Source organism: Microbacterium gallinarum (genome assembly GCF_014837165.1).
Lineage (GTDB): Bacteria > Actinomycetota > Actinomycetes > Actinomycetales > Microbacteriaceae > Microbacterium > Microbacterium gallinarum.
This window is the reverse complement of the sequence record NZ_JACSPM010000001.1, coordinates 229,012-249,158: the sequence shown is the minus strand read 5'-3', so window position 1 is coordinate 249,158 and position 20,147 is coordinate 229,012. Positions and strand designations below refer to the sequence as shown.

General features: G+C 70.9%; 17 protein-coding genes. 12 read left to right on the top strand and 5 right to left on the bottom strand.

Features of this window, described 5'->3' with window-relative positions:
- Positions 1 to 112: 112 nt before the first annotated feature.
- From mtrA to hpf, 5 genes are all read left to right on the top strand, one after another.
- Positions 113 to 793 (top strand): MtrAB system response regulator MtrA, encoded by a 681-nt coding sequence (mtrA, locus tag H9622_RS01200; RefSeq protein WP_191763466.1) that lies wholly within the window; start codon positions 113 to 115, stop codon positions 791 to 793.
- Positions 794 to 800: 7 nt separating this feature from the next.
- The gene (gene mtrB, locus H9622_RS01195; protein WP_191763464.1) at positions 801 to 2,516 is read left to right on the top strand and encodes an MtrAB system histidine kinase MtrB; all 1,716 of its coding nucleotides are present in this window, start codon (positions 801 to 803) and stop codon (positions 2,514 to 2,516) included.
- Positions 2,513 to 4,198: an LpqB family beta-propeller domain-containing protein gene (locus H9622_RS01190; RefSeq protein WP_191763462.1), complete on the top strand. Its 1,686-nt coding sequence runs from the start codon at positions 2,513 to 2,515 to the stop codon at positions 4,196 to 4,198. Before mtrB ends, H9622_RS01190 begins: the two co-directional genes overlap by 4 nt.
- 92 nt (positions 4,199 to 4,290) lie before the next feature.
- Positions 4,291 to 4,989, top strand: coding sequence for a ComF family protein (locus H9622_RS01185; protein ID WP_191763460.1), 699 nt, complete (start codon positions 4,291 to 4,293; stop codon positions 4,987 to 4,989).
- Positions 4,990 to 5,076: 87 nt separating this feature from the next.
- Positions 5,077 to 5,736 carry a ribosome hibernation-promoting factor, HPF/YfiA family gene (gene hpf, locus H9622_RS01180; RefSeq protein ID WP_191763458.1) on the top strand — a complete coding sequence of 220 codons (660 nt, stop codon included), beginning with the start codon at positions 5,077 to 5,079 and terminating at the stop codon, positions 5,734 to 5,736.
- Positions 5,737 to 5,802: 66 nt separating this feature from the next.
- On the opposite strand, the gene H9622_RS01175 is transcribed toward hpf, so the two are convergent.
- The 3 genes from H9622_RS01175 to H9622_RS01165 form a co-directional block, all read right to left on the bottom strand.
- Complete coding sequence (locus H9622_RS01175) at positions 5,803 to 7,155, bottom strand: hypothetical protein (protein WP_191763456.1); 1,353 nt, start codon at positions 7,153 to 7,155, stop codon at positions 5,803 to 5,805.
- A gap of 126 nt (positions 7,156 to 7,281) precedes the next feature.
- Entirely contained in the window at positions 7,282 to 9,051 is a 1,770-nt protein-coding gene (locus H9622_RS01170) for a DEAD/DEAH box helicase (RefSeq protein WP_191763454.1), read from the bottom strand.
- A 291-nt stretch (positions 9,052 to 9,342) separates the two neighbouring features.
- Positions 9,343 to 9,945 carry a PadR family transcriptional regulator gene (locus tag H9622_RS01165; RefSeq protein WP_191763452.1) on the bottom strand — a complete coding sequence of 201 codons (603 nt, stop codon included), beginning with the start codon at positions 9,943 to 9,945 and terminating at the stop codon, positions 9,343 to 9,345.
- 194 nt (positions 9,946 to 10,139) lie between these two features.
- On the opposite strand from H9622_RS01165, the gene secA reads away from it, so the two are divergent.
- From secA to H9622_RS01150, 3 genes are all read left to right on the top strand, one after another.
- Entirely contained in the window at positions 10,140 to 12,980 is a 2,841-nt protein-coding gene (secA, locus tag H9622_RS01160) for a preprotein translocase subunit SecA (RefSeq protein ID WP_191763450.1), read from the top strand.
- Between the two features lie 281 nt (positions 12,981 to 13,261).
- On the top strand, positions 13,262 to 14,488 hold the full coding sequence (locus H9622_RS01155; RefSeq protein WP_191763448.1) for a pyridoxal phosphate-dependent aminotransferase: 1,227 nt from the start codon (positions 13,262 to 13,264) through the stop codon (positions 14,486 to 14,488).
- Between the two features lie 69 nt (positions 14,489 to 14,557).
- On the top strand, positions 14,558 to 14,911 hold the full coding sequence (locus H9622_RS01150; protein ID WP_191763446.1) for a hypothetical protein: 354 nt from the start codon (positions 14,558 to 14,560) through the stop codon (positions 14,909 to 14,911).
- Positions 14,912 to 14,962: 51 nt separating this feature from the next.
- Here the strand turns inward: H9622_RS01150 and H9622_RS01145 are convergent, their stop codons facing one another.
- Positions 14,963 to 15,403 (bottom strand): Rv3235 family protein, encoded by a 441-nt coding sequence (locus H9622_RS01145; protein WP_191763444.1) that lies wholly within the window; start codon positions 15,401 to 15,403, stop codon positions 14,963 to 14,965.
- 129 nt (positions 15,404 to 15,532) lie between these two features.
- On the opposite strand from H9622_RS01145, the gene H9622_RS01140 reads away from it, so the two are divergent.
- On the top strand, positions 15,533 to 16,138 hold the full coding sequence (locus H9622_RS01140) for a hypothetical protein (protein ID WP_191763442.1): 606 nt from the start codon (positions 15,533 to 15,535) through the stop codon (positions 16,136 to 16,138).
- A 52-nt stretch (positions 16,139 to 16,190) separates the two neighbouring features.
- Here H9622_RS01140 and H9622_RS01135 read toward each other — a convergent pair whose 3' ends face one another.
- Positions 16,191 to 16,472 carry a helix-turn-helix domain-containing protein gene (locus H9622_RS01135; RefSeq protein ID WP_191763440.1) on the bottom strand — a complete coding sequence of 94 codons (282 nt, stop codon included), beginning with the start codon at positions 16,470 to 16,472 and terminating at the stop codon, positions 16,191 to 16,193.
- Between the two features lie 98 nt (positions 16,473 to 16,570).
- Here H9622_RS01135 and H9622_RS01130 point away from each other — a divergent pair, with 98 nt between their 5' ends.
- Genes H9622_RS01130 through H9622_RS01120 form a run of 3 tightly spaced genes read left to right on the top strand, consistent with a single transcriptional unit; the run spans position 16,571 to position 20,007 of the window.
- Complete coding sequence (locus H9622_RS01130) at positions 16,571 to 17,200, top strand: SAF domain-containing protein (protein ID WP_191763438.1); 630 nt, start codon at positions 16,571 to 16,573, stop codon at positions 17,198 to 17,200.
- Complete coding sequence (locus H9622_RS01125) at positions 17,197 to 18,510, top strand: AAA family ATPase (RefSeq protein WP_191763436.1); 1,314 nt, start codon at positions 17,197 to 17,199, stop codon at positions 18,508 to 18,510. The genes H9622_RS01130 and H9622_RS01125 overlap by 4 nt, the downstream gene beginning before the upstream one ends.
- A gap of 9 nt (positions 18,511 to 18,519) precedes the next feature.
- Complete coding sequence (locus tag H9622_RS01120) at positions 18,520 to 20,007, top strand: sensor histidine kinase (protein ID WP_191763434.1); 1,488 nt, start codon at positions 18,520 to 18,522, stop codon at positions 20,005 to 20,007.
- The last annotated feature ends 140 nt before the right edge of the window (positions 20,008 to 20,147 follow it).

Sequence of the window (20,147 nt, the reverse complement as noted above, 5' to 3'; positions counted from 1 at the left end):
GGTTCGTCTTGGGCCGCTCCTCAGGCGGGGTCCACTACTCTGTGGGGAGCGCAGGGGGACGGCGCCGAACACGCCGTGCCCTGCGTGCCCGACAAGAAGGACGAACCGCGCGATGACTTCACGCATCCTGGTGGTCGACGACGACACCGCCCTCGCCGAGATGATCGGCATCGTGCTGCGCACCGAGGGGTTCGACACCGCGTTCTGCGCAGACGGGGCGAAGGCCGTGGACGCGTGGCGCACCGAGCGGCCCGATCTCATCCTCCTCGACCTCATGCTCCCGGGCATGGACGGCATCGAGATCTGCACCCGCGTGCGCGCCGAGTCCGGCATCCCGATCATCATGCTGACCGCGCGCACCGACACCGCCGACGTCGTGAAGGGCCTCGAGTCGGGCGCCGACGACTACATCGTCAAGCCGTTCAACCCGAAGGAGCTCGTCGCGCGGATCAAGACCCGGCTGCGCCCTGCGAGTCAGCCCGCGAACGACCACCTGCGCATCGGCGACCTGACGGTCGACGTCGCCGCGCACGAGGTGCGTCGCGGCGACACCCCCATCGCCCTGACCCCGCTCGAGTTCGAGCTGCTCGTCGCGCTCGCGTCGAAGCCGCAGCAGGTGTTCTCGCGCGAGATGCTCCTCGAACAGGTCTGGGGCTACCACTACAAGGCCGACACGCGCCTCGTGAACGTCCACGTGCAGCGTCTGCGCGCGAAGGTCGAGCTCGACCCCGACAACCCGAAGATCGTGACCACGGTGCGCGGCGTGGGCTACCGCGCCGGCGCCGTCGTCTGAGGTCACGATGACGGCCCCGATCACGGGGGTGACGGCCACCCGCACACCGCTCACGGGATGGCGCGACTGGAGTGCCTGGCCGGGCAACATCGCCGCGCTGTGGCGACGGTCGCTGCGGTTCCGCACCATCCTGGTCACGTTCGGTCTCACCGCGCTCGCCGTGATCGTGGCGTGCGTGTGGATGGCACTCGCGATCCAGAACGACCTCTTCGTCTCGCGCAAGGACCAGGTGCTGCAGGACGCGCTGCGGGGGTCGTCCGCCGCGCAGACGACGCTCGACAGCGCGACCGCGCAGAGCGACAGCGTTCAGCTGCAGAACGTGATGATCCTCGTGCAGAGCACGCTCGCGGCGCAGTCGTCCAGTGACATGCGGGCGGCGTTCCGCATCGGTCCGCCGGCGCCGTCGGCACCCCAGGACTTCACCAGCAACCTGCGCTTCGAGGACTCGATCAGCGAGTCGCTGCGCGAGGCGGTGCGGGCGAGCGCGGACCGGCAGGTCTGGCAGTCGATCGCCATGCCCACCGACGACGGCTCCACGGTGCCCGGCATCGTCGTGGGACAGCAGCTGACCGTTCCGGGCGTGGCCGCGTACGAGCTCTACCTCGCGTACGACCTCGAGAACGCGCCGCAGACCCTCAGGTTCGTCCAGAGCACGCTGTGGATCGTCGGCATCGGGCTGGTGCTGCTCATCAGCGGGATCGCGTGGTTCGTGCTGCGCTCGGTGACTACGCCGATCGGCGAGGCGGCCGACACCAGTGCGAAGCTCGCGGCCGGAGAACTCGGGGTGCGCCTGCCGGTGCGGGGCGAGGACGAGCTGGCGACGCTGGGGCGCTCCTTCAACGCGATGGCCGACAGCATCGAGTCGCAGATCAAGGAGCTGGCCGACCTCTCGCTCGTGCAGCAGCGCTTCGTGTCGGACGTGTCGCACGAGCTGCGCACGCCGCTCACGACGATCCGCCTCGCCGCCGACATGATCAACGACCAGCGCGAGGACTTCGACCCGGCGACCGCCCGGGCCGCCGAACTGCTCAACAACCAGGTGCAGCGGTTCGAGACGCTCCTGACCGACCTGCTCGAGATCAGCCGCTACGACGCAGGCTCGGTGCAGCTCGAGCTGGAGGCGACGAGCCTCGCCCACCTCGCGGAAGACGTCATCGCCTCGATGGAGCAGCTCGCCGAGCAGCACGGCAGCGATGTGCGCCTCGTCGCTCCGGGCGGGTACTCGCCGGTCGACATGGACCCGCGCCGCGTGCGCCGCGTGGTGCGCAATCTCCTCGGCAACGCCATCGAGCACGGCGAGGGCCGCCCGATCGTCGTCACCGTCGACAGCAACCAGCAGGCGGTGGCGCTCGGCGTGCGCGACTACGGCCTCGGCATGAAGCAGGACGAGGTGGAGCGCGTCTTCGACCGGTTCTGGCGCGCCGACCCCTCGCGCACGCGCACGATCGGCGGCACGGGTCTCGGGCTCTCGATCGCCCTCGGCGACGCGCGGCTCCACGGCGGAGAGCTGGCCGTGTGGTCGGAGCTCGGGCGCGGCACGAACTTCGTCCTCACGCTGCCCCGCAGCGGCGGACCGCTGGTCGGCCCCTCGCCGATCCCCTTGGATCCCGGCGACGACTCCGTCGGCATGGTCGAAGACCTCGGGCTGACCCAGCCCATCCAGGTGCTTCGTCAGGACGCGGCGGGGGCTCGGGATGCCGCGCCCCGGGGAGGTGCGTCATGACCCGGCGCCGCAGCATCCCGATCGCACTCATCACCCTGCTCGCCCTGATGCTCACCGCCTGCGCGGGCCTGCCCACGAGCGGCCGGATCAACTACGGACTCGGCACGGCGGATGCGCCCGACGACGAGGAGATCTCGTTCCTCCTGCCTGACAGCCCGCAGCCGGGCGCGACGCCGGTGCAGATCGTCGAGGGATTCGTGCGGGCCGGCTCCGGGCCGGGCCTCGGGGCGAGGTGGGACCGCGCACGCGAGTTCCTGACCGAGGAGTTCGCGAGAGTGTGGAACCCCGAGGCAGCAGTGACCATCGACGTGCTCGAGGATCGCGTGCCGAGGGAGACATCCGAGGGCAACGTCGAGCTCGCGGTCACCGCTATCGCGACGGTCGACGACCTGGGCACGTACGAGCGCGCCGCGGTGGGCGAGAGGGTGCTGCCGTTCGAGCTCGTCCAGGAGGGCGGGGAGTGGCGCATCAGCCTCGCGCCCGACGGCGTCGTGCTCGACGAGAACGTCTTCCCCCGGGTGTTCCACCGCTACGGCGTCATGTACTTCGACCCGTCGTGGCAGTACCTCGTGCCAGACGCGCGGTGGTTCCCGACCACCAACTCGGCCGGTCGCGTCGCGCGGGCACTGGTGGACGGGCCGCCGAGCGCGTGGCTCACCGACTCGGTGCAGTCGGCGTTCCCCGAGAGCGTCGAGGTGGCGCCCGCCGTACCCGTCACCGGCAACGTCGCGCAGGTCGACCTCAACGAGGCGGCTCTCTCGGCCGATCCCCAGGCCCTCGACCGCATGTACACGCAGCTCCTCGAGAGTCTGCGCACGGCCAACATCACCGACGTCGAGCTCACCGTCGATTCCGTGCCGATCGATGCCGAAGCCGTGCGCGTGCGCTCCACGCGCGTACCCGGCGCGCCGCTCGTCCTGACCGCAGACGGCTTCGGATTCATCACCGGTGGGGAGACCCTTGACCCGGTGCCCGGCATCTCGCCGCTGGTCGAGCAGTACTCGCCCCTCGCACTGCAGCTCGCGCCCGACCGCGATGTGGCGGCCGCCCGTCTCGAAACGGGCGAGGTGATGCGATTCCGCGACGATGAGACCTTCGAGGTCGTCGACTCCCGGCCGGGCCTGGTCGATCCGTCGATCGATCCCTTCGGCATGGTCTGGAGCGTGCCGCGCGACGAGCCGGCCGCGGTCCGCGTCATCCTGCCGGACCTCACCGCCGTCGATGTCGCCGACGCGTGGTCGGGCTCGATGTCGATCACGGCGATGGCGGTGTCGCGGGACGGGACCAGGGTCGCTGCGATCGTGTCCGCCGGTGGCCGCGGCGCGCTGTGGGTCGCCGGGGTGGTGCGCGAGACGGATGATCAGGTCCCGGTGCGCCTGGGTGATCCGGTGCAGCTCGCCGAGGTCTCGAACGGGATCGGACTCGCGTGGCTCGACGACGGTTCGGTCGGGGTGCTCTCGGGCGATGCCGAGGGATCCTCGATCCTCGAGCAGGTCGTCGGCGGCGCGGGCACGCGGAGCTCGGCGTCGGCGGGGATGGTGACCATCGCCGGGGGCACGTCGCTCTCGAGCGCGCGGCTGCGCGCCGACGACGGCACGCTCTACGTCAAGCGCGGTACGGGCTGGCAGCCGACGGCGTCCGATGTGCTCCTGCTCGCCACGCAGCAGGGCGCACCCGAGTAGCGGCTCCTCCCCAGGCAGGCTCCTGTGCGGGGAGGTCACCGGATGCGCCGCACGGCCGGCGCGGCATCCCGCTCCGCCTCACACTCGGGCGCATGACCTCGCACCCGCCGACCCGATCCGTCGTGGGCGCGGCGATCGCCGACGCGCTCGCCCTTCTCCTCCCCGTCATGTGCGCGGGCTGCGGTGCGCCCGATGCCGACATCTGCGAGGAGTGCCGGCCCGCGCTCGCGCCACGGGTCGGCACGCGGTGGGTGGATGCTGCCGGTGGCGCAGTCCCGGTGTGCAGCGGTCTGCGGTTCGAGGGGGTGGCGGCGCGGATCGTGCGGGCGGTCAAGGAAGAGGGCCGCACGCCGCTCGTGAGGGCGCTCGCTCCGGCACTGCGCGCGGCCGTCGCGGTGTTCGCAGAGCCCGGCGCTGTGCTCGTGCCCTTGCCGACCTCGCGCGCCTCGTTCCGCCGCCGCGGCTACCGTGTACCCGACCTGCTGGCGCGCCGTGCGGGGCTGCCGGTGAGACACCTGCTGCAGACGGTCCGGCGCACCGCCGATCAGCGGGGGCTCGGTCGCGATCAGCGGCGCGCGAACGTCGCGAAGAGCATGATCTCGAGGGATGCCGCGTCCCTCCGCGTCATCCTGATCGACGATGTCGTGACGACCGGCGTCACGCTCGCGGAAGCGGTGCGGGCGCTCCGCGAGGCCGGTGCCGGCGTGATCGGAGCCGCCACGGTGGCCGCAACTCCGCGCCGGATGAGCGCTGGCGCATCCGGGTCCGTCGCATCGGAAACTCACAGGTGACAGGTGCCCCCCACCGGGATAGCGTGGGGGGACAAGGCGACTGATGGTCCGCCCTTGGCCGGGTGGACCGGAACAAGGAGGTCAGGGATGGAAACCAGCATCGTCGGCGTGGGAGTGGGGATCACAGATCGCTTCCGCTCGGTCGTCGAAGACAAGGCCGCCCGCATCGAACACCTCGCTCCGCGCGCTCAGCGCGTGGACGTCAAGGTCACTCACCGCGCGTATCACAACGGACGTGTGGAGGACGACACGGTCGAACTGACGCTCACCGGAAAGGGCCCGATCGTTCGGGCCGAGGCCACTGACGGTGACAAGTTCACTGCGCTCGATCTCGCGGTCGACAAGCTGTGCGAACAGCTGCGACGCGCGAAGGACAAGCGCGTGGACGCTCGCAACCACCCGCGAGGCGCGAAGCTCGACAAGGGAAGCGGCGCCATCCAGGGGATCGATCTGCAGCCGGCATCCGTCGACGTGCTCCGCGCCGTCGCGACCGGCGAGATCCCGATCATCACCGGCAACGAGGAGGAGGAGGGCTACACGCCCGTCGTCATCCGCACGAAGGAGTTCGAGCCGGAATGGATGTCGGTGGAGGAGGCCGTCGACCGCATGGAGCTGGTCGGCCATGACTTCTTCCTGTTCGTCGACGCCCGCACCGACCACCCGAGCGTCGTGTACCGCCGCAAGGGCTGGGACTACGGCGTGATCTCGCTCACGACGCAGGCAGCCCCCGAGGCGGTCGCTTCGTAGGCGCACTCTGATGATGACGGATGCCCCGGCCGGAAGGCCGGGGCATCCGTCTCTCGTCGTGCGGCGTCAGTCGATGAAGCCGTCGAGGATGCTGCCGATCACGAGGCCGCCGAGGATGCCGCCCATGAGGTCGCTGCCACCGCGGCGACCGCCGCCCCAGCCCTGCTGCGGGCCGCCCCACTGATCGGGACCGCCCTGCGGACGCGAGGAGTCGATGTCGCGCTGCGCGAGCTGGAGCGCCTCTCCCGCGAGGAACGCGACGCGGCGCGACATCGCCATGGCCTGCTCACGGTGGTCGTCGTCGATCATCGTCGCCGCGCTGGCGGACATGCCGAGGTAGCGGTCGAGATCGATCCGGATGCGTTCCGCTTCGGCCAGGCGCGTGCGCGCATCGGCGCCGATCCAACCGCGGTGCCCGGCGATGACGTCGCGTGCGACCGCGAGTTGCCGGTCGGCGTCATCGATCGAGTGGCGGACGTGCTCGAAGGGCGGGATCGGGCGGGCGGCGCGCTCGCGCGCCTTGGCGATCGCCTCGTCGAGTCCGGAGTTCGCCTCGCGCAGCCGCGACAGCAGGGTGAAGGGGTCGGTGTTGACGCCGGCCGCCGGCAGCGACGCGAGGGCGTCCTGCAGCGTGGCGATCGCCGCGCTCACCTCGGGGTTGTGCGGCTCTTTCAGTGCGACGACGATGTCTTCGCGCGAGTCCTCGACGATGGCCGACAGCGTCGACTCGGCCCGCAGCGCCTCGACCTCGAACGTCTCGACCGCGTCGATCAGTGTCGCCGCGCGGCGCGCAGCCTCGGTGCACGCCTCGAGCGCGAGGTTCGCCTGCTCGCGCTGACCCGCCTCGCGGCGCCGCTCCGAGATGCCGGCGCTGTGCTCGGCGAATCCGATCAGCTGCTCCGCCTCCGCGGGGTTGGCCTCGACCTGAGCGAGCGCTTGCGCCGAGTACCGCGCAGCGAGTCGCTGGATGGTCTCGCGGGCCTGGGGGAGGCGGCTGCGCAGCCGCTCCGCGTCCGCGCGCACGCCCGCGATGATCTCCGGAGCCCGGCGGGCCCGCTGGATGGGGGCGGCGAGCGCCTCGGTACGGTCGTCGAGGAGGTCTTCGGCCCACTCGCAGAGCTGCACGATGCGCGCGTTGCGGGTGCGCAGCTCTTCGGCCGTGTCGGGGATCTCGTCGTGGTTGAGCTGGTGCAGGTGGAACGCCTCGGACATGTGCGTGCGCACGGCCTCCAGGGCGTCGCGGAGCTCCTTCGTGGGCTCGACGCCCAGCTCGATCTCGGCGAACGACAGCTCGTCGGTGGTCACCCGGATACGCTCGTCGGCTGCAACGAGCGAGGAGCGGGCGCGGCGCGCCAGATCGGCGTCCTGCGCCGCGAGCTCGGCGTTGTCACGTTTGCGTTTGCCCCAGAATCCGGCCATGCCTTCGATCCTATGGGCGGTCGCGGGGAGCGGGCTGAGCGTCGCAGGGGCTGTGGACGCCACCCGCGGCCGCGATGCGCCCGAGCCGGGCCGCGGCGGTGCTCACCGCGTCCGCGGGCGCCCCCGTCAGTCGCGGTGACGCGGCTTGCGGGCGGGGCGGTCGCCGTCGTCGCGGCGGCGTCCGGGACCGCCGGTGTCGAGCCGCAGCTCGATCAGCCGGCCCGAGATGCGCGTGTCGGACAGCCGGTCGAGCGTGCCGCGCGGAAGGTCGGCGGGCAGCTCGACCAGCGAGAAGTCCGGGCGGATCTGGATCGCGCCGAAGTCGTCACGGCGCAGACCGCCCTCGTTCGCGAGCGCGCCGACGATCTGGCGCGGCTCGACGCGGTGGCGCTTTCCGACGGCGATGCGGTAGGTCGCCATGCCCTCGCGCGGGGTGCGCTGCCGCCGCTCCGGGCGGTCGCCTCGGTCGTCGCGGTCGAACCGGCTGCCTCGCCGGTCGTCACGGTCGCGCGACTCGTAGCGGGGACGCTCGGGCTCGGGTTCGAGGAGCAGCGGGGTCTCACCCTGCGCCACCACCGCGAGAGCCGCGGCGACGTCGACCTCGGGCACGTCGTGGTTGCGCACGTAGTGCGCGACGATGTCGCGGAAGCGGTCGATGCGCTCGGTCTCGGCGAGGGCCGCGGTGATGCCGTCGTCGAAGCGCGAGAGGCGCGTGACGTTCACCTCATCGACGCTCGGCAGCTGCATCTCGGTCAGCTCCTGGCGGGTCGCGCGCTCGATGGCGCGCACCAGCCCGCGCTCGCGCGGAGTGACGAAGCTGATCGCGTCGCCGGTGCGGCCGGCGCGGCCGGTGCGGCCGATGCGGTGCACGTACGACTCGGTGTCGGTCGGGATGTCGAAGTTGACCACGTGCGAGATGCGCTCGACGTCGAGACCTCGGGCCGCGACGTCGGTCGCCACGAGGATGTCGAGCTTGCCCGACTTGAGCTGGTTGACGGTGCGCTCGCGCTGCACCTGCGCCACGTCGCCGTTGATCGCGGCCGCGGAGTACCCGCGGGCGCGGAGCTTCTCGGCGATCTCCTCGGTCACGCTCTTGGTGCGGCCGAAGACGATCATGCCGTCGAAGTTCTCGACCTCGAGGATGCGCGTGAGCGCGTCCATCTTCTGCTGGAACGACACGATCAGGTAGCGCTGCGAGATCGTCGCCGAGGTCGTCGTCTTGGTCTTGACGGTGATCTCTTCGGGGTCGTGGAGGTACTGCTGCGACATGCGGCGGATCTGCGCCGGCATCGTCGCCGAGAACAGCGCGACCTGCTTCGTGTCAGGCGTCTCGGCGAGGATCGTCTCGACGTCCTCGGCGAAGCCCATCTTGAGCATCTCGTCGGCCTCGTCGAGCACGAGGTACGTCAGCTCAGACAGGTCGAGCGTGCCCTTGTCGAGGTGGTCCATGATGCGGCCGGGCGTGCCGACGACGATGTGCACGCCGCGGCGCAGCGCCGAGAGCTGCACGCCGTATCCCTGGCCGCCGTAGACGGGAAGGATGTGCACGCCCTTGAGGTGCGAGGCGTACTTCTCGAAGGCCTCGCAGACCTGCAGCGCCAGCTCGCGCGTGGGGGCGAGCACGAGCGCCTGCGGGTTCTTCTGCGACAGGTCGAGCCGGTCGATGATCGGCAGCGCGAAGGCCGCCGTCTTGCCTGTGCCGGTCTGGGCCAGGCCGACGACGTCGCGGCGGGCGATGAGCGGCGGGATGGTCGCGGCCTGGATCGCCGACGGCGTCTCGTAGCCGACATCGCGCAGCGCCTTGAGCACCGCATCGCCCAATCCGAGGTCCGCGAAAGTCAGGGGGGTGGGCTCTGCCGGAGCGTCGGTCTCGGTCGTCTCTGCCGTTTCGGTCACGCTTAAGGGTAGTGCGTGCCGCCTGGGAGGCGACAGGACGTCGCGGGCGCGGCATCCGCTCGTCGTCTCTTTCCCGAACAGAAGCCCGGCAGCGCGAACTCGAGCGCCTGGGTCAGCGCGGTCGGAGCGATTGCGCGGCGAGTTCGGTGATGTCGATGGGCTCGGTCGGGGGGAGGTGGATGGCGGCGGGGTCGATGGCGGGCACTGCGGTGGTCATGGCACGTCCTCTCCAGCGGTTCACCAGGGAGGTGTCGGCGGGGGCGGATCCGTCTCACGTCTTCCCGACGGCGATCAGGCGACGGATGTCTCGACCCTCGCCGGACGGCCGCGCTTGGGGCGCTCGGTCGAGAGCTCGAGGGCCAGCGCGTGATCGGGATGCCGCGCCAGGAGCTGCTCGGCGTGGTCGAGCCAGCGGGCCTCGGCCTCGGCGGCGAAGACCATCGAGTCGACCACGAGCGACCACGCCAGAGCTTCGGGGCTGTCGCGGTCGGCGCCGGCGTAGGTCGCGCTGCGGAGCGACTCCAGCTGCGCGAGCGACGCACGGCGCTGCGTCCGGATGATCTCGACCGCGTCGACGCCGGGCAGCGTCGCGGCGACCGAGAGCTTGATCGCCAGCGCGTCGCGCGTTCCCTGGGCGCGCTCGACGGGGGACGCGAGCCACGCCCGTGCCTCGGCGGAGCCGGCATCCGTGATCTGCCAGTAGACGTGCCCCTGGGCGTCGACATCGCCCTTCTCCACGAGGCGGTCGCGCTCGAGGCGGTCGAGCGTGTTGTAGATCTGGCCCACGTTGAGGGGCCAGGTCGAGCCGGTGCGCCGGTCGAACTCCGCACGGAGCTGGTAGCCGTAACAGGGGCCCTGATCGAGGATGGCCAGCAGGGTCTGTCTCACCGACATGGGCGGTCTCCGTTCGGGTGCATACCGCGTATGTAGTTGCCGAGCATATACATACGCGGAATCCGTTCAGCGGTCATCGCTCACACCCAGCGCACACCAAGGTCACGGGTGGATAACATAGGCAGGTATGTCTGGGGCCATGCGCCCCGGCGGCACCGGCGCCGTTCGCGCCACACCCGACAGATGGAGACTCCGTGGCAAACCCGCTCGAGAAACTGCTTCGCGCCGGAGAGGGTCGCATCCTCCGACGGCTGCAGCAGGTCGTCAAGGCGGTCAACGCCCTCGAAGAGGACTATTCGCACCTCACCGACGAAGAGCTGCGGGGCGAGACCGCCGAACTCCGCGCCCGTTTCGAGGCCGGCGCAACGCTCGACCAGCTCATGCCCGAGGCGTTCGCCGCGGTCCGCGAGGCAGCCAAGCGCACGCTCGGCCAGCGCGCCTACGACGTGCAGATCATGGGCGGCGCCGCCCTGCACCTCGGCAACATCGCCGAGATGAAGACCGGTGAGGGCAAGACGCTCACCGGTGCGTTCCCGGTCTACCTCAACGCGATCGCGGGCCAGGGCGTCCACGTCGTCACCGTCAACGACTTCCTCGCGTCGTACCAGGCCGAACTCATGGGCCGCATCTACCGCGCCCTCGGCATGACGACCGGCATCATCGTCGCCGGACAGACCCCCGAGGTCCGCCGCGAGCAGTACAACGCCGACATCACCTACGGCACGAACAACGAGTTCGGCTTCGACTACCTGCGCGACAACATGGCGTGGCGCAAGGAAGACCTCGTGCAGCGCGGCCACTTCTACGCGATCGTCGACGAGGTCGACTCGATCCTCATCGACGAGGCGCGCACGCCGCTCATCATCTCGGGTCCGTCATCGGGCGAGGCCAACCGCTGGTTCGTCGAGTTCGCCAAGATCGCCAAGACCCTCGAGGTCGGCGTCGACTACGAGGTCGACGAGAAGAAGCGCACCATCGGCGTGCTCGAGCCCGGAATCGAGAAGGTCGAGGACTACCTCGGCATCGACAACCTCTACGAGTCGGCGAACACCCCGCTGATCTCGTTCCTCAACAACTCGATCAAGGCGCTCGCGCTCTTCAAGCGCGACACCGACTACGTCGTGATGAACGACGAGGTCATGATCGTCGACGAGCACACCGGCCGCATCCTCGTCGGCCGTCGCTACAACGAGGGCATCCACCAGGCGATCGAGGCGAAGGAAGCGGTTCCCGTCAAGGCGGAGAACCAGACGCTCGCCACGGTCACCCTGCAGAACTACTTCCGCCTCTACGACAAGCTCGCCGGCATGACCGGTACCGCTGAGACCGAGGCGGCGGAGTTCATGTCGACCTACCAGCTCGGCGTGGTGTCGATCCCGACGAACAAGCCGATGATCCGCAAGGACCAGCCCGACCTCGTCTACAAGAACGAGCAGGCCAAGTTCGCGCAGGTCGTGGAAGACATCGCGCAGCGCCACGCGAGCGGTCAGCCGGTGCTCGTCGGCACCGTCAGCGTCGAGAAGAGCGAGTACCTCTCGCGACTGCTCGCCAAGAAGGGCATCAAGCACGAGGTCCTCAACGCGAAGAACCACGCGCGCGAGGCCGAGATCGTCGCCCGTGCCGGCCGCCTCAGCGCCGTCACCGTCGCCACCAACATGGCCGGTCGAGGAACCGACATCATGCTGGGAGGCAATGCCGAGTTCCTCGCGGTGCAGGAGATGAAGGCGAAGGGGCTCGACCCGGTCGAGACGCCCGAGGAGTACGAAGCCGAGTGGGACGCCGTCTACGAGGCCGTGCGCGAGCGCGTGGCCGGAGAGGGCACCAAGGTCGTCGAGGCCGGCGGTCTGTACGTGCTCGGCACCGAGCGCCACGAGTCGCGCCGCATCGACAACCAGCTGCGCGGTCGTTCCGGCCGACAGGGCGACCCCGGCGAGAGCCGCTTCTACCTGTCGCTCACCGACGACCTGATGCGCCTGTTCCAGTCCGGTGCCGCCGAGGCGATCCTCGCCCGCACCAACTTCCCCGACGACGTCGCGATCGAGTCCGGCATGGTCACGCGCGCGATCAAGTCGGCGCAGAGCCAGGTCGAGGCGCGCAATGCCGAGATCCGCAAGAACGTCCTCAAGTACGACGACGTCCTCAACCGGCAGCGCGAGGCGATCTACTCCGACCGCCGTCACATCCTGCAGGGCGACGACATCGCCGACCGCGTGCAGCACTTCATCGAAGACGCGATCAACGCCGTCATCGACGACCACACCGGCTCGGGTCACAACGAGAGCTGGGACTTCGACGCGCTGTGGACCGAGCTCAAGACGCTCTACCCGGTCAGCGTGACGATCGACGAGGTCGTGGCCGAAGGCGCCGGCCGCAAGGGCGGCATCACGGCCGACGGCCTCAAGCGCGAGATCCTCTCCGACGCGCGCATCGCCTACACCGCCCGCGAGGAGTCGCTCGGCACCGCCGCGACCCGCGAGCTCGAGCGCCGCGTGGTGCTGCAGGTGCTCGACCGCCGCTGGCGCGACCACCTCTACGAGATGGACTACCTCAAGGACGGCATCGGCCTGCGCGCGATGGCCCAGCGCGACCCGCTCATCGAGTACCAGCGCGAGGGCTACCAGATGTTCCAGTCGATGATGGGGCAGATCAAGGAGGAGTCGGTCGGCTACCTCTACAACCTCGAGGTCGAAGTCCGTCGCCAGGGCGAGGGCGAGGCCGAGGTCGACGCCAAGGGCCTCGGCGCGATCCCCGCGGCTCCGCAGGGCCTGGAGTACTCGGCGGCCAACGATGCCGGCGAGGTCGAGGTGCGCAACGACCGCGGTCAGGTGCAGCAGGCGGCGACGAACCGCCTCCGCCAGGCGGCGGCCGCTGCCTCGGCCGCTCAGGCTGCCGGTCAGGCCCAGGCTCCCGCAGCCCCCGCGGCCGAGCCGCAGCGCGGGGCGTTCGGGCAGCGCACCGACGGCGGCGGCCAGCCCGCTCCGCAGCAGGCGCCGATGAATCGCGCCCAGCGTCGCGCAGCCGGCAACAAGAAGTGAGTCGGGGTCGGGTCGAAGCCGCGAAGCGGCGTTGACCCGACCCGACTCAGATCGAGTGCGCCGCAGGCGTGCATCGAGCTCTCGATGCCGCGGCCCCGGGCCGCGGCATCCGCTCGTCTGCACTTCTGGTTTCTGCTCTCTCAGAACAGGTGATCTGACGGAAACAGGACGATCTCGCGCAGATCCTGCTGCCTACGCCAGATCACCTGTTCTCGGTCGTGCGCCCGGCACCGGCCACCGGCGGTCGATTGGCCCCTGCATCCCGCCGGTATCCTGATCCGATGAGTCCCCTCCGCCCGCTCGACCAGTCCAGCAAGCTCAAGGATGTGCTGTACGAGATCCGCGGGCAGGCACTGGTCGAGGCCGACCGGCTGGAGGACGAAGGCCACACGATCCTGAAGCTCAACACCGGCAACCCGGCGGTGTTCGGCTTCGAGGCGCCGTTCCAGATCGTGCGCGACATGCTCGAGGCTGTGCCTCACGCGCACGGCTACAGCGACAGTCGCGGCATCATGTCGGCGCGGCGCGCGGTGGTGTACCGCTACGAGCAGGACCCGACGTTCCCCGCGTTCGGCCCCGACGACGTCTACCTCGGCAACGGTGTGTCCGAGCTCATCACGATGGTGATGCAGGCTCTGCTCGACGAGGGCGACGAGGTGCTCATCCCCGCGCCCGACTACCCGCTGTGGACCGCCATGACCAGCCTCGGCGGCGGCACGCCGGTGCACTACCTCGCCGACGAGCAGAACGGCTGGCAGCCCGACCTCGACGACATCCGCGCGAAGGTCACCCCCCGCACCAAGGCCATCGTCGTGATCAACCCCAACAACCCCACCGGCGCGGTCTACTCGCGCGAGGTGCTCGAGGGGATCGCCGAGATCGCGCGCGAGAACTCGCTGCTCGTGCTCTCCGACGAGATCTACGACCGCATCCTGTTCGACGAGGCGACGCACATCCCGATGGCGTCCGTCGCGCCCGATCTGCTGGTGCTCACGTTCAACGGCCTGTCCAAGACGTACCGTGTGGCCGGCTACCGCTCCGGCTGGCTCGTCATCACCGGGCCGAAGTCGCACGCCACGGGCTTCCTCGAGGGGATCACGCTGCTGGCGTCGACGCGTCTGTGTCCGAACGTGCCGGCGCAGCACGCGGTGCAGGCGGCGCTCTCGGGCGTGCAGTCCATCGACGCGCTGATCGCGCCGACCGGGCGCCTCCACGAGCAGCGCGACGCCGCATGGGAGGGTCTCGAGGCCATCCCCGGCGTCACGTGCGTGCGGCCGCAAGGAGCGCTGTACGCGTTCCCCCGGCTCGACCCCGAGGTGTACGAGATCCGCGACGACGCGAAGCTGGTGTACGACTTCCTCGTCGCCGAGCACGTGCTGCTCGTGCAGGGCACTGGCTTCAACTGGCCGACGCCCGACCACCTGCGCATCGTGACCCTGCCCGAGGCGCGCGTGCTGTCGGAGGCCATCGAACGGCTTGGCAACTTCCTGTCGTCGTACAAGCAGTGAAGCGAGACGGATGCCGCGGCATCCGTCAACCCCTCCCGCTGCCACCCGTCCCCGACGTAGCGTCGCACCATGGCCATCGAACTGAATCAGCCCGCGCTGAAGCATGCACGTGCGCTCGTGCGCGAGGGCAAGGTCGTGCGCGACGACCGGGATGCCTGGTCGGAGGCGGCGCCGACCCCCGATGAGGAGAACGCGTTCATCGAGCGCGAGGGGTGGACCGAGTACTCGCACTGGCATCTCGGCATCGACAAGAGCGAGGATCGCCAGACGAAGGGCGCCTATTCGTTCCCGTTCGGGGACTTCCGCAAGGTGCACCGGTCGGGTGTCATCTCGGGCGAGAGCCGCGCCGGCCAGCACGACCACGACGAGATCCGCGACGCGCTCAAGGCGCTCCTCGACCTGATCGACGAGGACGACAGCTGACGTCAGGACCGGTCACGACGCTGTGACGGGCCCTGGCGCCGGTCCGGCGTTCTACAGCAGCGCGAGCGAGGTCGCGCGCCAGCGGCCGTCCATGCCTTCGAGGCGCAGCGCAACGGCACGCGTGCGGGCGGGACCCTGCACGATCACGACCGACTCGACCACGCCGTCGGCGGGCGACGAGTGGTGCACCGAGAGGATCGCGTGCACCGGGCGCATCGCGGGCACGCCGCGCGCGCTGCGGGCACGCGCCGCGAGGTTGGATCTCGTGACGAGCTTGCGGTACGGCTCTTCGGTGAGCCAGCGCGCGAGCTGGTCGACTTCGCGCACCCCCGCGAGCACTTCGAGCACGCCTCGCGTGATGTTGCGGAGGAACGGCTCGGGCTCGGGGAGCGCGGTGGACGACGTGCGCTGCGGCGCGAAGAACTCGGAGAGCTCGACGGCGCCGCCGGGCACGCGAAAGACGCGGGCGGAGCCCGCGGGCGTCATTGCCATGGGTGCCTATCTCGACAGGGGGGATGTCTTGCGGACAGTAGAACACACGGTCAACTCACAGCGAGAATCGACAGGGGGCGTTGTGGATAACTTGTGATCCACTCGTGATGATTCGCCTACTCTCGCTGGGTGCGCTGGGACCGGTTCTTCGACGACCTCGAAGATCAGCTCGCCTCCGAGTGGGAGGCGGAGCGGGCGGCTCTCGACACGGAGGCGGAGCGTCTTCGGCTGTCACGCGTCGCCCTGCACGAGCGGCTGAGCCTGCTGACGGGGCGGGATGCCGCGGCCCCGGTCATATCGATCGAGCTGTCCGGCGACACGACGCTGCGCGCCACCGTGACGGGGATCGGAGCGGACTGGGTGGCCCTGCAGCCCGTCGAGGGCCGGCCCGGAGCCCTGGTGGTGCCGTTCGCGGGGATCGTCGGGATCGGGATGCCGCACCACGACCTGCTGCGCAGCGCGCGCCCCGCGCCGCCGCGCTCGGCCCTCACCGAGCGCATGACGTTCGGGTTCGTGCTGCGGGACCTCGTGCGTCGCCGGGCGGGGGTGGCTGTCCACCTCACCACAGGGCGTGTGCTCACCGGCACGATCGACCGCGCCGGCGCCGACCACCTCGACCTCGCGCTGCACGATCCTGGTACGCCGCGTCACGCGGACGCGATCGCCGGGCACCGGATCGTGCCGTTCAGCGCGGTCGCGTGGGTGCGCGTCGAGGGGAGTGCGCCGATCTTGTGATCGGGGCCGGGATGGCCCGGCCGGCGGGCGCGATGCCTGTCGAGGCGGGGCGTCAGTCGGGGTGGCGGACCGAGCCCGTGCCCCACAGCTCGGGGAAGCTGGCGTTCTGCGCCTGCTGCCAGAGCGCCGTGCGCCGCGCCTCTTCGGCCTGGTCATCGAGGTAGGCGGCGACGCTCGCCTCCTCCACACGCCAGCGCGCAGGGGAGCCCACGCGCATGCCGCGCAGCCGGCCCTCCAGCACGAGCGCCATCACCTCGTCGACGGACACGCCGAGCACTTCTCCCACCTGAGCAGGAGCGAGCAGGCGCACGTCCGAAGTCGGGATCTCGGGCATGAGCCCATTATGGCCTCGCCCCGGTGCAGGGGGCTCGGCCCCGCAACGGCTGTGGATAAAGAAACCGGCCGATGCGCGGCCTGGGTGACGATGGGGGAATGACCGCCCTCGATGCCGCCCGCACCCCCCGCCGAGCCTTCTGGGGTGACGCCCGATTCCTGCTCGGCGTGCTGCTCATCGTCGCCTCGGTCGCCGGCGTCTGGTTCGTCGTCTCGGCCGCGCGCCAGACGGCACTCGCGTACGCCGCGGCGCGCACGATCGTGCCGGGCGAGGCCATCACGTCCGAGGACCTCCGCGAGGTCGATGTCGCGCTCGGCGCGATCGGCGGCGCGTACTTGACGCCCGAGCAGCTCGGGAGCGACGTCGTGGCGACGCGCACGATCGCCGAGGGCGAGCTCGTCCCCTCGGCGGCGGTGGGCGATGCAACCGGCTCGCGCACCACCCACGTCGTGGTGCGCAGTGCTGTCGAGGTGCCGTCCTCGGTCGACACCGGCTCGGTCGTCGAGGTCTGGGCGGCGCCGCTCGAGGAGAGCGGCGACCACGCCAAGCCGCGCATCCTGGTCGCAGACGCGACCGTCGTCTCCGTCGCGCGCGACGACTCGATGATGGGCGGGGGCGCGTCGGCGGTCGAGCTCGTCATCCCGCGGGCGGATGTCGCCGCCACCCTGGCGGCGATGGCCGACGAATCAGCGCTCTCGGTCGTCCCGACGGCGGGTGCGGGGTCGTGAGAGTCCTCGTCGCGGTCGACGCCGGAGCCGCGCTGTCCGAGGGACTGCGCCGCGAAGGCCTCGAGGTGGTGGCGACGGTCGAGGCATCCGCTCTCTCCCTCCTTGCCGACGACGGGATGCTCGGAGCTGCAGGCGAGCGGATGCTCCGGGCCGTGGCCGACGCCGACGCCGTGGTGCTCGAGATCACCCGCGAGACCGTGGCGACCTCGGTCGTCGCACTGTGCGACCGCGCCTCCACGCGGATCGTGCCGCTGTGCGCGGGCCCGGCCGAGGAGCGGCTGGCGGCGGCGTTCGGCCTCGAGCGGCCCGTCGGCGTCGACGTCGAGCCGTGGCGTCTCGCCGATCTGCTGGCCTCGACACCGACGCCGGCCGGTGCACCTTCGGAAGTCGCACCACCGTCGGCGCCCCGGCTGATCGCGGTGTGGGGACCGGCGGGCGCTCCCGGCCGCTCCACCGTCGCGATCGAGCTCGCGGTCGAGCTGGCGCGCGGCGGTCGTCACGTCGGGCTGGTCGACGCCGACACCCACGCGCCGTCCATCGCCCTCGCATTGGGGCTGGCCGACGAGGGCCCGGGGTTCGCGGCGGCCTGCCGCCAGGCCGAGCTCGGCGGACTCGACACCCGCGAGCTCACGCGCGTGAGCACGCCGATCGGCCGCACGGGCGTCGAGGTGCTGACCGGCATCAACCGCCCGTCCCGCTGGCCGGAGCTCGGCGAGCGGCGCGTCGAAGGTGCCTTGGCTGTCTGCCGCGACTGGGCGGACTTCACCGTCGTCGACGTGGCCGCCTCGCTCGAGCGCGACGAGGAGATCATGAGCGACCTCGACGGGCCACGCCGCAACGCCGCCACGCTCGCGGCGCTGCGGTCGGCCGACCTCGTGGTCGCGGTCGCCGGCGCCGACCCCGTCGGCGTGTCTCGGTTCCTCCGCGCGCACGCAGAGCTCCGGGCCACGATCGGGGCGACGCCGATCGCCGTGCTGGCCAACCGCCTGCGACCGGGCGCGCTCGGCATCGACGCGCGCGGGCAGGTGCGCCGCACGCTCGACCGCTTCGGCGGCATCCACGACGTCTGGTTCCTGCCGCAGGACCCCCGCTCGGCCGACGCCGCGCTGCTGGCGGCGCGGCCGATCGCCGACGTCGCGCCTCGGTCGCCCTTCACGCTCGCGCTGCGGCGGTTCGTGGGCGAGGCCGTCGTCGCGCCCCCCGCGGCGGAGCGTCCGGCGCGGCGCCGGCGCGTCACGCCGTCTGAAGCGGAGCGTCCGTCGCGGCGCCGGCGCGTCACGCCGACGGAGCGCCTCTCACGCGCCGTCTAGGCTGAGAGCGTGTCGACCCTCAGCGATCTCGTCTACGCCCAAGGCCGCTCGAGTGCGGAGGACGTGGAGTGGCTCCACCGTCTCGCGGGCGACGGCCAGCTCCTCGCCGATCTGGCTTTCGCCGACATCGTGCTGTGGGTGCCGACATCCGATGACTCCTTCGTCGCCGTCGCGCACACGCGCCCCAGTGGCGCCGCCACGCTCTTCTATCGCGACATCGTGGGCGACCGCGTGCGTCCGCAGTGGCGCACCCAGGTGCGCGACGCCTTCGCGACGGGTCGCATCGTCGACTCCGCCTCGCCCGACTGGTTCGAGGAGACCCCGACCCGCGTGCGCGCCGTGCCCGTCGTGCGGGTCGGCTCCGGCAACGGCCGGCAGACCATCGGCGTGCTGACCCGCCACACCAACCTGGGCGAGGCGCGCACGCCGTCCCGGCAGCAGATCACGTTCAACGACTGCGCCGACGAGCTGTTCGGCATGGTGGCCACCGGCGACTTCCCCGACATGTCCGCGCCGACCTCGCCCCGCCGTGGTGCTCCGCGTGCCTCCGACGGCCTCGTGCGCCTCGACGTCGACGGCATCACGACGTTCGCGAGCCCCAACGCGCTGTCGGCCTTCAACCGGCTCGGCTTCGACGACGAGCTCGAGGGAGAGTCGCTGGTGGAGGTCGTCACGCGCATCCTGCCGGGCAAGCGCCAGTTCGACGAGTCTCTGCCTGTCGTGGTGACAGGCCGCGCGCCGTGGCGATCCGACATCGAGGCGCGTGGCGTGACGGTGTCGCTGCGCACCATCCCGCTCCGCGACCACGGCAAGCGGATCGGGGCGATCGTGCTCTGCCGAGACGTCACCGAGATCCGCCACCAGGAGCAGGAGCTCATCACCAAGGATGCGACGATCCGTGAGATCCACCACCGCGTCAAGAACAACCTGCAGACCGTCGCGTCGCTGCTGCGCATCCAGGCGCGCCGTTCCCATAGCGAGGAGGCGCGCGAGGCGCTGACCCAGGCAATGCGCCGCGTCTCGGCGATCGCGGTGGTGCACGACACCCTCTCCGAGGGGCTCGCGCAGAACGTCGACTTCGACGAGGTCTTCGACCGCGTGCTCAAGCTCGTCGCCGAAGTCGCCGCGGCACCCAACACGCGCGCGAAGACCCACTCGACGGGGCGCTTCGGCACCCTTCCGAGCGAATACGCGACGCCGCTCGCGCTCGCGCTCACCGAGCTCGTCACGAACGCCGTCGAACACGGGCTCGCCGGCCAGGAGGGCGACGTGGAGATCATCGCCGAGCGCACCGACGAGCGCCTCGAGGTGCGCGTGCGCGACACCGGTTCCGGACTGCCCGAGGGTCAGGTCGGTCGCGGGCTCGGCACGCAGATCGTCCGCACGCTCATCCAGGGCGAGCTCGGCGGCACGATCGACTGGCACACCATCATGGGCAGCGGCACCGAGGTCACGATCGACATCCCGCTGCGCTACATCGAGCGCTCGCGCGACTGAGTCGCCGCGCGGGGCCGTCGACGGCTTCGGGATGCCTCGGCCGAGGCATCCGCTGAATCCATCCGGCTCGCGCGCGACGTCGCTCGGGTCCCGGGCTGCGCACAGGTCTGGTCCCCTTGCCGAAAACAGGTGTTCCGGCG